Source organism: Pseudomonas rhizozeae (assembly GCF_031583775.1).
Classification (GTDB): Bacteria; Pseudomonadota; Gammaproteobacteria; order Pseudomonadales; family Pseudomonadaceae; genus Aquipseudomonas.
Map to the genome: position 1 here is coordinate 51276 of NZ_JAVLSB010000001.1, position 11603 is coordinate 62878.

The window sequence follows — 11603 nt, forward strand, 5'->3', positions numbered from 1 at the left end:
TCCCCTATGGAAATCACTTACGGCTCGGTCTGCTCTGGCATCGAGGCGGCAACGCTTGCATGGAAGCCGCTAGGGATGCGCGCGACCTGGTTCGCCGAGATTGAAACCTTTCCCAGCGCGGTGCTCGCCCATCATTACCCGAACACGCCGAACCTCGGCGACATGACGAAGCTCGGGGCCCTGGTCCTTGCCGGAAAGATCGCCGCGCCGGACGTGCTTGTCGGCGGAACCCCGTGCCAGGCATTCAGCGTTGCCGGCATGCGCCAGGGTCTGCTCGACCCGCGTGGCGCCCTCACCATTAAATACGTGGAGCTCGCAGATGCAACTGACTATGTTCGCGCCAGCCGCCGAGAGCCTGCCTGTGTCGTCGTCTGGGAAAACGTCCCCGGTGTCCTCAGCGACAAAGGGAACGCCTTCGGATGCTTTCTTGGCGCGCTTGCTGGGGAAGACTGCGAGCTGCAGCCTTCAGGGAAAAGGTGGCCAGACGCTGGTTGTGTGTATGGACCCAAAAGAACAATCGCGTGGCGGGTCCTGGACGCCCAATATTTCGGCCTGGCCCAACGACGCCGCCGTGTGTTCGTTGTCGCAAGTGCTCGAGACGGATTCGATCCCACCGAGGTACTTTTTGAGCGAGAAGGCGTGCGCCGGGATACTGCGCCGCGCCGAGGCGAGGGGCAAGACGTTACCGGAACAGCTCCTTTCGGCCCTGCGCTCCAGTGTGGATGTGGGCACGTCTTCGCGGAAGAACTCGGACCGTACGGCTGCATGAACTGCGAGGGCGACGAAGGGCCGGCGGTGTCGATGTTCGGCGGCATACCGGCTTTCGGTGGCCACAGCCTTGAAGGATCGGTTGAGCGCTCGGCGACGTTGACCGCCAAAGACAGCCGGCTTGATATGGAAAGCGAGACGTTTTTTGTTCAGCCGGACGTGATCGGCGCACTTACCAGCCACGCTTACAGCGGTGGCGCTGGCGGTCGACCTGACGGCGCAGCGGCTGGACACTTCCTTGCGGTTGCGCCGTCGCTTCGCGCTCAATCACAGAGCAGTCATCGCGCCGACTCGGAAGCCTTCGTCGTGGCCGGTACGCTCAACGCGAATGGTAAGGCGGCCGGCAGCGCCACTCAGCAGGACGCGGAGTCAGGCTTGCTGGTGGTTCACGGCACGCAGGACCCGGGCGTCAGCAGCACCACTGCTTTCGCACTTGGCCGTAACAACGGCCAGGAGAATGCGGTTCTCGCCTTCTCCTGCAAGGATCACGGAGCGGACGCTGGTGCAATCGCGCCGACGCTGCGCGCCATGAACCATGCAGGAAGCCACGCCAACGCCGGCGGCCAGGTCGCCGTGTGCATAACTGGCGATATCACCCACACGCTAAAGGCCGATGGATTCGATGGCAGCGAGGACGGCACCGGGCGCGGGCAACCAATCGTCTCAGTTCTACGCGGAATCAGCGATTACAGCCCGGGCCTACCATCTCTTCGAGCCTCTCACGGTGACGCCGGCGGCGGAAGCGAGGCGCTGATCTCAACGAGTAGTGTTCGCCGATTGATCCCCCGCGAGTGCGAACGCCTTCAGGGCATGCCCGACGACTACACGCTGATCCCGTGGCGCGGGAAGCCCGCCAGTGAATGCCCGGACGGGCCGCGCTACAAGGCGATCGGCAACAGCAAGGCGGTCACCGTCGTTCGCTGGATCGGCCGCCGCATTCTTCGTCAGATCAACCCGGATGAATGAGCAGATCTTGGTCATCAGAGGTAAGAGTCGGCTCCAGATCCTGAGGCCGGTTCGGATCAAGCGGTTCCCGCCTCTTCTTTTCTCTTTTGATTTCAAGGACGGTTCGGGTTCGGCCTATGTCGAACTCTTTGCCGATGGCCAACGTTTCGAGCGTTGAAGAAATGCAAAAGTAACCGCCACATGGGGCGCAGTTGAAACGCAGCCCTCCCGCAAACGTTGAATGTTTTATTGCCTCAGCGTTACCGCAGATCGGACAAGCCATAGCGTCACTCCTCGGTTGTCGATGAACTGTAGCTGAATCCCCACCCTCCACCGCCCGGGCATGACCCGGAATAGGACGCCACATGCCCACAGAAAACATTCGCACCATCGTCACCGAGTCCCTGATGGGGATGATCGCGGCCGTCACGCGGACAACCCCGCCAGCGAATGAGCCGCCGCCCCCATTCATCCAGGCGCCAATCGACCGGGCTGTCGACCGCATCAGCGCGGTGGTCGCGCCAGGCGTGACGCTCGCCGGTGCCCGCGCCAATCGCGTTTACCTGGCCGGGCCAATGACCGGCATCGCCGACTTCAACTACCCCGCCTTCAACGCCATGGCCGGTCAACTGCGCGCCGCCGGCTACCAGGTAGAGAACCCGGCCGACCACGGAATTATCCCCGGCGCCCAGTGGGCCGACTACATGGCCTACGACCTGACGCGTCTCGGACTGTGCGGAGTGATCGCCCTGCTGCCTGGATGGGAAAGATCAGAGGGCGCCAAGCTCGAAGTTCAAATCGCCCACCGCCTCGGCATGAAGACGGTGAATGCCCATGATCTGGTATCGATGGAGATTGCAGGATGAGCGAGTTCAAACTAGTGCCCGCCAGCATGCTGCTGGACAAAGAAACAATCGGCGCCATTAACTTCCACTGCGGCGACGGCGCGGATGGACAGTTCGGCGAATATTCAGACGGCCTGCTTTGGGTCGGCACCGTCACCGACGATGATGGCAAGGAGGTTTACGGCCTGCACTTGGCGACATCCGAGTATCCCGAGGAAGGCAGCACGACGCTGGTCGAGTTCGCCGCCCCTGTGCCGCCTGATGGCGGGGACTTGGAAGGAATGCCGGAGCGTATGGTCGCTTTCTCCGGGAAATCAGAAAACGCGATCTACTCAACCAGGACTTGGAACGCTTGTTACGACGCATTTATGCCGGTGGTAACCCGATTACAGGCTGAGAACGCAGCCCTGCAGCAGCGCCTGAACGCAGCGGATCAGCGGATTGATGAACAGGTGGCAGAGCTCGCAAAAGTGCGGCTCGGCCCGTGCAAGTTGATTTTCGGGGACGAACTGCCATGACCCACAGAAGCTACAGGCTAGACCCGAACGTGAGGACCATCACCGACCTGGTGACTGATGAGCAGGTGCAGAGCTCATTCCAGGGCACCAACTTCGGCCACGATGACTTCCGCGGACTGCTCGCCCAAGGCTGCATCAAGGCGCTTGCCGGCTGGCACCAAGGCCACACGCTGACGAGCATCCTCGAAGAGCTGCGGCTGATCAGCTGGAACCGGCAGATCGGCAAGATCAAGGTCACCGCCAAGGGTCGTCACTACATCTGGCTCGCCTTCAAAGGCCGCCCGGGCGTCTAATTCCGCAAAGAGTACATCTGTACTCATCACGCAAAATTACTCCCTCCCCCTTCAAAGTCAGCCGCTATAGCGGCAAGGACGAGCTCGCCCATGGAAACGATAAAACTGATTCAGCCGGCGCCGGTTGTGCGCGATGAAAACGGGATGTTCCAGCACCCCGACCTGCCCGACTTCGATGAGGGTGACGGTGACAAGTGCAAAGCCTGGATTGCTGAACAGGGCCTGACCGTGAAGATGGTAAGCCTGGAGTTCGCCGATCCGGAAATTGCCGACCGCTACTTCGAATCCCACGATCCGGATTGCAGCTACTGGGAGCCGGACCGGCCGGATGGCGAAGGTTGGTTCTGCCTGGCCATCCACGACACCGACGACGGTCCGGTCTGCTGGTGGGCACGCCGCGAGGTGACGCCATGAGCCGCAGCGGATACAGCGACGATTGCGGCGGATGGGGCCTGATCTGCTGGAGGGGCGCCGTGAAGTCAGCGCTGAACGGGAAGCGTGGCCAGGCGTTCTTGGTCGAACTACGCGATGCAATGGACGCGATGCCTGACAAGCGGCTGGTGACGGACACCCTCGAAGCCGATGGCCAGTTCTGCACGCTGGGCGTTCTCGGTGCCAAACGCGGCTTGGATATGACGAGCATCGACTCTCATTGCCGTGAAAGCGTGTCACAGGCTTTTGGGATCGCCGAGGCCATGGCTGCGGAGATCGTTTTCGAGAACGACGAGCGCGACGGTGAGTACGAGCTGCAAGCCGATGGCCGCTACAAGCTGATCCGCGAAACACCGGAGCGGCGTTGGCAGCGGATGCGCAAATGGGTCGACTCCCACATCAAGCAGGCCGCGCCATGATCCTTTCCTGCGTTGCCGGCAACTTACTCTTCTTTCTGGCTTCCATTGGCCCTGACCATTAAGGCGGTGATCGGATGATTATCGATGACGTAATGACGGACAAAATCACCCTCCATGGGCTCGGCTTCGTGCAGGTCCAGCTCCAGGGCAATCAGCGCCTGCACGTCTGGCACCCTGAGTTGCCGCGCCGGGCCTGCTTCGAGCATTCGGCGATCCACGACCACCGCTTCAACTTCACCTCGCGCGTCATCGTTGGTAAGCAAGTCAATCACTGCTTTGAGATCGTTCACCATGACGCCGGCGAGTACATGCTGTACCTGCACGAAGGCGCACGGACACCGGGTGGCGGCAGGCCATGGACGCCTGACGGGCGCGCCGATCTCATTTCGGACGGAACGGTCATCATCACCGCCGGCAACGACTACAACACCCTGGCGTACAAATACCACCGCACGGAGCCCGGCGGCGATGGCCGAGTGGCGACGATCATGGCCAAGCGCGGTGAGTATCCATCTGGCGCGCACTCCACCTGCCGCGTCGGCGTCGAGCCAGACACCGACTTCGACCGGTTCCAGTGGACGCCCGCACAGCTCTGGGAGGTCGTCAGCGATGTGCTGCTCGGCCAGAAGGTGACTCCATGATCTTCCTGATTCCCGCCCTGCTCCCCGTTCTCACGGTAGGCTCCCCGCTCTACATGGCCTACCTCATCTACAAGGGGCCGTGGCGATGAATGACCATGAGCTGTTGCGGCTTTCAGCAAAGGCCATGGGATTCGATCTGGAGTATCGGCGCGGGAGCGATGCTTTCTATTACGACGATCCAGACTCAGGTCGAGAACAATGGCATCCGCTTAGCGATGACTGCCAGGCGATGCGCTTGGCGGTAGCCCTGCAGCTGAGCGTTACCTGGTTCACCAACCTGCATTACGTATCCGTCGACCGCCGGGGCTTTGGAGAGAACATCGGCTGGGTGGATGACGAGAGTCGAGGCGGAGCACTACGCCAGGCGATCACCGCCGTTGCAGCAAAAATCGGCAGCACCCTGCTTTAACCCCTCCCCCAACTCAACAGCCTGCCGGTGTACGGCGGGCGAGGTGTTCCCCATGAAAAAAGAGCAATTGCCAGAAGTGGTGGCAGCAGTCGCGCGCGCCATTGAAGCCGGTAAAGCAGCGGCAGCAGCTGCTCCTGACGACGGCGGCAGCACGAACCTCGACCGGGTTTATCTCCGCGTCGGCCTTCTCCGCGAGAAGACGCTCCACGATGCCGGCCTTCATGGCTGGATGCAGTCAGCCAGCACCTACCACGCCCGAGCATTTCACCTCGGCGCTCCGTTTGATGGCCAGGGTAACCGGCGCTATGCCGGGGTGCAGGCCATGCACAAATCGCTGCAATCCGAAGGCGTCGATTGCGGCGTCTGGTACCAAATGGATTAACCCAACACCACCTTCTGCCGCCACGCGCGGCATGGAGCATCGCTATGGAAACTGAAATCCTCTCAGACGAGGAGCTCGCGGAACTCACCGGTTACAAAGCGCGGGCCTACCAGCGGCGCTGGTTGGCGGATCGCCAGTGGGTATTCGTAGAGAGCCGAGGCAAGCGCCCACTTGTTGGCCGGATGTACGCCCGCATGAAGCTGGGCATGATCTCGCCCTCCATCGCTGATCCGAACCCTCCGCCGGCGACGCCGGCATGGACGCCTGACTTTTCGCGAGTGAACTGATATGCGCCCCCGCAAGACCGAGCACCACCACCTCCCCCCGCGGATGTACCAACGCTCACGCAAACGCAAAAACGGCTCCGTCTGGACCGCCTATTACTACCGCGACCTGCTGGGCAAGGACATCCCGCTCGGCAAGGATTTGGACAAAGCCAGGATCAAGTGGGCTGAACTTGAAGCCAAGGAAAAGCCCCTGGACTTGCGCACCATGAAGGGCATCTTCGACCGATACATCCGCGACATCGTCTCGAAGAAGGCGCCACGGACCCAAAAAGACAACATGGCGGAGATCAAGCAACTCCGGCCAATGTTCGACAGCGCCCCCATCGACTCGATCACCCCGGCAACGATTGCCGGGTACCGTGATGCACGGTCGGCCAAGGTCCGGGCGAACAGGGAGATCGCCACCCTCTCCCACGTGTTCAACATCGCCCGAGAGTGGGGGCTGACGACAAAGGAGAACCCGTGCCAAGGCGTTCGAAAAAACAAGGAAACGCCGCGGGACTATTACGCGAATGATGTGGTTTGGGATGCGGTTTACAAGAAGGCAGCTCAAGAGCTGAAAGACGCGATGGACCTGGCCTACCTCACCGGGCAGCGACCGGCGGATGTCCTGGTCATGCGGAAGGATGATGCAGAGGGGGGATATTTGGGAGTGCAGCAGAACAAGACGCACAAGAAGCTGCGCATCCAACTGACCGCTGAAGGAAAGGCGAATAGCCTGGGTCGGCTGATCGCCGAAATTACCGCGCGAAACGCCGGCCACGTTTCGAACTACCTGATCGTGAGCCGTCACGGCAAACGGATGACTGCCGCGATGTTGCGAAAGCGCTGGGACATAGCCCGGGAAAAGGCGAAGCTGGCAGCAATGGAGGCCGGCGACGAACTGTTGGCGGCGAAGATTGGTGGCTTTCAGTTCAGAGACATCCGGCCAAAAGCTGCATCGGAAATCATCGATGTTGGCGAAGCCAGTTTGCTGCTGGGCCACACGAAAGGCGACATCACCGAGAGGGTTTACCGCCGCATCGGTGCAATCGCCAAACCATCAAAATAGCCCGAAAATCCGTTCCATAACTCAAGGCAGGCCCCTTGTAGAATAAGGTCTGTAGAGGTGCTGAAAAATGAAAGTTATGGAACGGAAAATCGCTACTGCCCGCAGCCTGATTACGTCGTTATATCGGTCTTGAAAACCGTCGACTGTAACAGGTCCATGAGTTCGAATCCCATCGCCTCCGCCATCTTTATACGACAAAGCCCTGATTATTCAGGGCTTTGTCGTTTCTGGCCGTGGATAAGCCAGCCCCTACCCGCCCTCACGGCAAGCGCGGGCCGCGCCTCACCGCCGACTGATCAGCAGCTCCCTGGCGGTATGCCGTCTTTGTTGAAATCCTTTAGCCGCTTCTGCTCTTCCTCTGTGGAATGCACAGGGGTTGGTTGATCCGGCGCATCGTTCTGCGGCGCGTCCTCTTTTTCTTCAGCCATGGCCTTGTCCTCTTGGTCGTTGCTCTTTGGGCATCGGTGCAGACTGGCAGTTCCAGATTTCTAACGCTTACCGCCCGTGCACATTGCGCCATGGACGCCCCATGTCCGCAGAAAATCCTCCGCGGTGATCACGACTCGGTACTCCCCAGCAGTGGTACACACGTAATACTGCTTTTTGGCACTTACATTTCGCATAGGCAGAGGCCTACTGTCGTGGTGAGCCATACACGGTCACTCACCCACCCACGCCCAACTCAAGAGCTCCTTATGAAATGGCCTGACCCGACATTGATCAGTTTCAAAACCATGCTACAAGAGGGATATACCCTGGCTCAGCTCTCGCGAAATGACGTCGAGCCGTTGACTCATAAAATCCTCGATTGGCACCCCAACTTACGGTACGGAGATGGATCGCGCTTCGCTAAGGTCGACTATTATTTGAACTGCGTTTCCTTGAAGCACGAAACTACGCGCGACACTGTCGTTTATGTGGGGCGCAAAGATGATGACCTGGTTTGTATGGTCTGCGTTGATCGCGACTGCTACACGAACAGTATCTACGGTCGGCTTGGCGTCGTAGATCCAGCCCATCGCCGTTCGGGTTTGGGCGTCGTTGTAATGGAACTCATTGAGTACACGGCCGTGTCACAGCACATGGCCAACATCTACACGTACGCGACGCTGCATGACAGTGCTGTTCAACACCTGCTCGAGCGCACTGGCTACCGGCCCATTGGCATCATTCCCGATCGAGACAGGGAATTCATTGAGTCCGAAAACGAAATCATGAGAGTGGCCGAGGTCTTGTACGTCAAGAGTCTTCCACAATCGGAACGCATTCTGACTCCGTCCCCGGAAAACATGACGCCAGCAGTAAGGCGTATCTGGGAAACCATCAATAACTTTAACGACCCTGAACTCCAGACCCCGTAGCCAGAAATCCTTATGGCAGTTGTTTCACCCAATCGCGGGCCACAGCCAGCAACTCAATACGAGCTCTGGCTAACGCTTGTTCGCGCTCGATAGTTGCAGCGAATTGGGTTGGCTGCGCGTCGACAAAAGTGGGTGCCTGTACGCCGACGAATCCAAACGCGGACTGGAGGGAATGAGTCAGGGCGTCCATGTGCGACAGCGGCTGCCCCGCACGCATGTCTGTACCGCGAGTGGTGATGAACAGCGCTTTCTGCCTGCTCAGTTGGCCGATGTAGTGCCCGGAATCATCAACAAGGTAAGTCAGTTCTGCGCGAACAATGTTGTCGATAAAAGCCTTGAACACAGAAGGGTAGGAAAAATTATGCATCGGCATGGCAAACACGAAAGCGTCTGCCTCGAGCACTCGCCGGCATAGCGCATCCGAAGGCTCCAGCGCTTGCTTCATCGCGGCGGTGCGTTCAGCGGCCGGCGTGTACGCAGCGATGGTGAAGGATCTGTCGATATGAGCTGGGGGCTGCTGCCTTAAATCCAGATAATCAATCTCAAGGTTGACGCCCTGTTCCTGCAGAGATGCGATGAAATAGCGCGCCAAAGCTCGAGAATTCGAACGCCCGCCTTTGGGACTGGCATCGACATGTAGCAGTTTCATTGACCCATTCCTCAACGTTTACCGTAATCATGTTTTTACCGTCGGTTATCAAGCCAGGACCTTACTGAGACGTGATGTTCGGCCGGCGCGCTTGCGATGATTCGGCTCGCGAGGTCGGCCAGGGAATACATCGCCAGATGGTCCTCCAAGCGCTTGTGTGCTTCGTACATAATCGAATTGATCGGGCAGGCCCCTTGCGTCGCCCAAGGCGGCGGACAGCCGTCGAACACTGCGCAACGCGCACGTATGTCCTGGCAATTAAAAAGCGCTTTCCTGCCATCGATCGCACGAACCACATCCAATACGGTGATATGTTCGCCGGGTCGAGCAAGCCGGCACCCTCCTCCCGCGCCTTCTGTTGCAGTCACCAGGCCCGCTTTACCCAGCTTGGTGAATATCTTGGCCAAAAACGCGACCGGAACACCCTGCAGTTCCGCAAGATCGCGCACGGTCGGATGGCCCAGGCCTTTAGGCAGATCGACCAGATAAAGCAGGCAATGAAGGCCGTACTCGACCCCTGTACTGATATGCGCCACAGCTCACTCCGACCGGCAGTCCCGATTGATCCAGCACGCTGAATAGATGATTGAATCAATTGCTCGGCTTCTGGCGGAAACCAACTGCGAGGCGGTTCCAACTGCTGATCGCATTAATTGCCATGGTCAAGTCCACCATCTCAGCCTCAGAAAATTCGACCCGCAGTTCGTTGTAGACCTCGTCCGATACATCGCTTCCGGTCAACTGAGTCAGAGCCTCCGTCCATGCCAGTGCGGCCTTTTCCCGCGCGGTAAAAAAATCACTGCTGCGCCAGACAGAGACCGCGTAAAGGCGACGGTCGGATTCGCCCAGTCGACGGGCGTCGATCGAATGCATATCCGTGCAAAAGGCACAGTGATTCAGTTGAGACGCACGGATTTTGATCAAATGCAGCAAAGGTCCTTCGATACTTAACGTGCTAGTCATCGCTTCCAGGGTCATCATCGCTTTCATCGCCCGGGGTGACGCAGCGTAGTAATCCAGTCGAGAATCCATCATTCGGCTCCATCTCAGATGTGTTTACCAATCTAGGGGGTACGGCCAGTGCAAACCACCGCCAATACTTGAAAAGAAGAGCAGGCCATTGACCTGCTGATCGTTGTTAGCCCTCGGTCCGAGGCACGACATTGCTCGCAGCGACAGGAGTAGCCTGACCGCCGGCACTGTTCCATCCGCCTCCCAGTGCCTTGATCAAACCGACATAAGCTTTGGCGCGCTGACCCGCGACTTGAGCCTGAAGCCGCCGGGACACAAGACTGGTCCGCTGAGCATCAATACTCTCGAAGTAACTGGTCGAGCCGTTGGTGTAGCGTGTGTCGGCCAACTCCGCTGCGCGTTTGGCCGACGCCAGTGCCTGGTCCTGATAGGCCAGTTCAGCGTTGAGCGTTCGGATCGCGCTAAGGCTGTCCTCGACGTCCTTGAAGCCGATCAGCACCTGGTTTTTATAAGCGGCGACAGCGCCTTCATAACGGGCATCTGCCTTGTCCAGATTGGCCTGATTGCGACCGCCATCGAGCAGCGGCATGTTAAGCACCGTGCCGACCAGTGGCCCCAGCAGCCAACTCCGGCTCGACCAACTGAACAAATCACTCAAATCGCTGGACTCGAACCCGCCCGATGCGGTGAGCACCAGACGCGGAAAAAACGCTGACTTGGCCACACCGATCCGGGCACTCGCGGCAGCCAACTGGCGCTGTGCCTGAGCGATGTCCGGACGTCGCTCAAGAAGCTCTGATGGCAATCCCGCCGGGATATCCACCCTGCGCGCCACCAAAGGCGCATTGGCGAATGTGAAGCTCGATGAGGGTTTGCCAAGCAGCACGGCAAGTGCGTGATCATTAACCGAGCGCTCGCGTCGGACCGCTTCCAGTGACGCTTGGGTGGTGGCCAGTTCTGTCAGCGCCTGAGACGTTTCCAGCTCGCTGCGATCACCCTCATCGAACTGACGTTGAACCATGTCCAGAGATTCACGCCGCAGTTTGATGGTGTCTTCCAGGATCGCCATTTCGCTGTCCAGCGTGCGCAAACTGAAATAGGTGTGCGCGACATCGGACTGAAGTGCCAGAAGAACAGACTGATAAGCAGCCTCCTCCCCCATCACTTCCAGCGTTGCCGCCCGCGTGTTGTCCGAGAGCCCGCCGAACAAGTCCACCTCATAAGACGCGTTCAACTGAGCCCGCAACATCGTCTGCGTTGAGTCGGCCGTGCCCAGTCGCGTCGGCCCTGCGCCGATCCCGAGTTGGAACCTGCTCTCGGCCTCCACCAGGCCGGCAACCGCGCGAGCCTCCTGAACCCGAGATAACGCAACCGCGAGTGATGGGTTGGCCTGGCTCGCCTCAATGATCAAACCGTTGAGCGTGTCATCCTCGAACACGTTCCACCACTGCCCACGACTCAGGGCATCTGACGGCACGGCGACTTTCCAGCGCGCTGCATTTTCCGAAGCGATTTCCCGATAGTTTGCAGAGACCTCCACGGATACTGTCTCCGCGGGTTTGCTCAGCGAACAACCGGCTTGCAGAACGCAAAGACTCAAGAGGCTGACGGCGAATAAATTGCTCTTCATG

Annotated in this window: 17 protein-coding genes; 12 read left to right on the forward strand and 5 right to left on the reverse strand. The window is 59.2% G+C overall.

Annotated elements, in window-relative coordinates; all coding sequences use genetic code 11:
• Positions 1-6 precede the first annotated feature (6 nt).
• The 11 genes from RG836_RS00360 (at position 7) to RG836_RS00410 (ending at position 6990) form a co-directional block, all read left to right on the forward strand.
• Positions 7-1734: a DNA cytosine methyltransferase gene (locus tag RG836_RS00360; protein WP_310842250.1), complete on the forward strand. Its 1728-nt coding sequence runs from the start codon at positions 7-9 to the stop codon at positions 1732-1734.
• A 344-nt stretch (positions 1735-2078) separates the two neighbouring features.
• Complete coding sequence (locus RG836_RS00365; RefSeq protein ID WP_310842251.1) at positions 2079-2579, forward strand: DUF4406 domain-containing protein; 501 nt, start codon at positions 2079-2081, stop codon at positions 2577-2579.
• Positions 2576-3076 (forward strand): hypothetical protein, encoded by a 501-nt coding sequence (locus tag RG836_RS00370; RefSeq protein WP_310842253.1) that lies wholly within the window; start codon positions 2576-2578, stop codon positions 3074-3076. Before RG836_RS00365 ends, RG836_RS00370 begins: the two co-directional genes overlap by 4 nt.
• The gene (locus RG836_RS00375) at positions 3073-3369 is read left to right on the forward strand and encodes a hypothetical protein (protein ID WP_310842255.1); all 297 of its coding nucleotides are present in this window, start codon (positions 3073-3075) and stop codon (positions 3367-3369) included. The genes RG836_RS00370 and RG836_RS00375 overlap by 4 nt, the downstream gene beginning before the upstream one ends.
• A gap of 90 nt (positions 3370-3459) precedes the next feature.
• On the forward strand, positions 3460-3783 hold the full coding sequence (locus RG836_RS00380; protein WP_310842256.1) for a hypothetical protein: 324 nt from the start codon (positions 3460-3462) through the stop codon (positions 3781-3783).
• Positions 3780-4220, forward strand: coding sequence for a hypothetical protein (locus RG836_RS00385; RefSeq protein ID WP_310842257.1), 441 nt, complete (start codon positions 3780-3782; stop codon positions 4218-4220). The genes RG836_RS00380 and RG836_RS00385 overlap by 4 nt, the downstream gene beginning before the upstream one ends.
• 74 nt (positions 4221-4294) lie before the next feature.
• A complete protein-coding gene (locus tag RG836_RS00390; RefSeq protein ID WP_310842258.1) occupies positions 4295-4861 on the forward strand; it encodes a hypothetical protein in 567 nt (188 codons plus the stop codon).
• 85 nt (positions 4862-4946) lie between these two features.
• Positions 4947-5270: a hypothetical protein gene (locus RG836_RS00395; RefSeq protein ID WP_310842259.1), complete on the forward strand. Its 324-nt coding sequence runs from the start codon at positions 4947-4949 to the stop codon at positions 5268-5270.
• A 52-nt stretch (positions 5271-5322) separates the two neighbouring features.
• Positions 5323-5652, forward strand: a complete 330-nt coding sequence (locus RG836_RS00400) for a hypothetical protein (protein ID WP_310842261.1) — start codon at positions 5323-5325, stop codon at positions 5650-5652.
• Between the two features lie 44 nt (positions 5653-5696).
• Positions 5697-5939 (forward strand): DUF4224 domain-containing protein, encoded by a 243-nt coding sequence (locus RG836_RS00405; protein WP_310842262.1) that lies wholly within the window; start codon positions 5697-5699, stop codon positions 5937-5939.
• Position 5940: 1 nt separating this feature from the next.
• Positions 5941-6990: a tyrosine-type recombinase/integrase gene (locus RG836_RS00410; RefSeq protein WP_310842263.1), complete on the forward strand. Its 1050-nt coding sequence runs from the start codon at positions 5941-5943 to the stop codon at positions 6988-6990.
• 296 nt (positions 6991-7286) lie between these two features.
• Here the strand turns inward: RG836_RS00410 and RG836_RS00415 are convergent, their stop codons facing one another.
• Positions 7287-7418, reverse strand: coding sequence for a hypothetical protein (locus tag RG836_RS00415; RefSeq protein ID WP_310842265.1), 132 nt, complete (start codon positions 7416-7418; stop codon positions 7287-7289).
• A gap of 267 nt (positions 7419-7685) precedes the next feature.
• On the opposite strand from RG836_RS00415, the gene RG836_RS00420 reads away from it, so the two are divergent.
• Complete coding sequence (locus tag RG836_RS00420; protein ID WP_310842266.1) at positions 7686-8351, forward strand: GNAT family N-acetyltransferase; 666 nt, start codon at positions 7686-7688, stop codon at positions 8349-8351.
• A gap of 10 nt (positions 8352-8361) precedes the next feature.
• Here RG836_RS00420 and RG836_RS00425 read toward each other — a convergent pair whose 3' ends face one another.
• The 4 genes from RG836_RS00425 to RG836_RS00440 form a co-directional block, all read right to left on the reverse strand.
• On the reverse strand, positions 8362-9000 hold the full coding sequence (locus RG836_RS00425; protein ID WP_310842267.1) for an FMN-dependent NADH-azoreductase: 639 nt from the start codon (positions 8998-9000) through the stop codon (positions 8362-8364).
• Positions 9001-9035: 35 nt separating this feature from the next.
• Entirely contained in the window at positions 9036-9536 is a 501-nt protein-coding gene (locus tag RG836_RS00430) for an RrF2 family transcriptional regulator (protein WP_310842268.1), read from the reverse strand.
• A 55-nt stretch (positions 9537-9591) separates the two neighbouring features.
• Entirely contained in the window at positions 9592-10032 is a 441-nt protein-coding gene (locus tag RG836_RS00435) for a carboxymuconolactone decarboxylase family protein (RefSeq protein WP_310842270.1), read from the reverse strand.
• 106 nt (positions 10033-10138) lie between these two features.
• Positions 10139-11602, reverse strand: coding sequence for an efflux transporter outer membrane subunit (locus tag RG836_RS00440; protein WP_310842271.1), 1464 nt, complete (start codon positions 11600-11602; stop codon positions 10139-10141).
• Position 11603 lies beyond the last annotated feature (1 nt).

Bases quoted from the DNA above. Each gene is read 5' to 3' on its own strand.
- RG836_RS00395 (WP_310842259.1), top strand. From the start codon at position 4,947: ATGAATGACCATGAGCTGTTGCGGCTTTCAGCAAAGGCCATGGGATTC.
- RG836_RS00385 (WP_310842257.1), top strand. From the start codon at position 3,780: ATGAGCCGCAGCGGATACAGCGACGATTGCGGCGGATGGGGCCTGATC.
- RG836_RS00365 (WP_310842251.1), top strand. From the start codon at position 2,079: ATGCCCACAGAAAACATTCGCACCATCGTCACCGAGTCCCTGATGGGG.
- RG836_RS00420 (WP_310842266.1), top strand. From the start codon at position 7,686: ATGAAATGGCCTGACCCGACATTGATCAGTTTCAAAACCATGCTACAA.
- RG836_RS00410 (WP_310842263.1), top strand. From the start codon at position 5,941: ATGCGCCCCCGCAAGACCGAGCACCACCACCTCCCCCCGCGGATGTAC.
- RG836_RS00435 (WP_310842270.1), bottom strand. From the start codon at position 10,032: ATGGATTCTCGACTGGATTACTACGCTGCGTCACCCCGGGCGATGAAA.
- RG836_RS00415 (WP_310842265.1), bottom strand. From the start codon at position 7,418: ATGGCTGAAGAAAAAGAGGACGCGCCGCAGAACGATGCGCCGGATCAA.
- RG836_RS00370 (WP_310842253.1), top strand. From the start codon at position 2,576: ATGAGCGAGTTCAAACTAGTGCCCGCCAGCATGCTGCTGGACAAAGAA.
- RG836_RS00400 (WP_310842261.1), top strand. From the start codon at position 5,323: ATGAAAAAAGAGCAATTGCCAGAAGTGGTGGCAGCAGTCGCGCGCGCC.
- RG836_RS00375 (WP_310842255.1), top strand. From the start codon at position 3,073: ATGACCCACAGAAGCTACAGGCTAGACCCGAACGTGAGGACCATCACC.
- RG836_RS00360 (WP_310842250.1), top strand. From the start codon at position 7: ATGGAAATCACTTACGGCTCGGTCTGCTCTGGCATCGAGGCGGCAACG.
- RG836_RS00380 (WP_310842256.1), top strand. From the start codon at position 3,460: ATGGAAACGATAAAACTGATTCAGCCGGCGCCGGTTGTGCGCGATGAA.
- RG836_RS00390 (WP_310842258.1), top strand. From the start codon at position 4,295: ATGATTATCGATGACGTAATGACGGACAAAATCACCCTCCATGGGCTC.
- RG836_RS00405 (WP_310842262.1), top strand. From the start codon at position 5,697: ATGGAAACTGAAATCCTCTCAGACGAGGAGCTCGCGGAACTCACCGGT.
- RG836_RS00425 (WP_310842267.1), bottom strand. From the start codon at position 9,000: ATGAAACTGCTACATGTCGATGCCAGTCCCAAAGGCGGGCGTTCGAAT.
- RG836_RS00440 (WP_310842271.1), bottom strand. From the start codon at position 11,602: ATGAAGAGCAATTTATTCGCCGTCAGCCTCTTGAGTCTTTGCGTTCTG.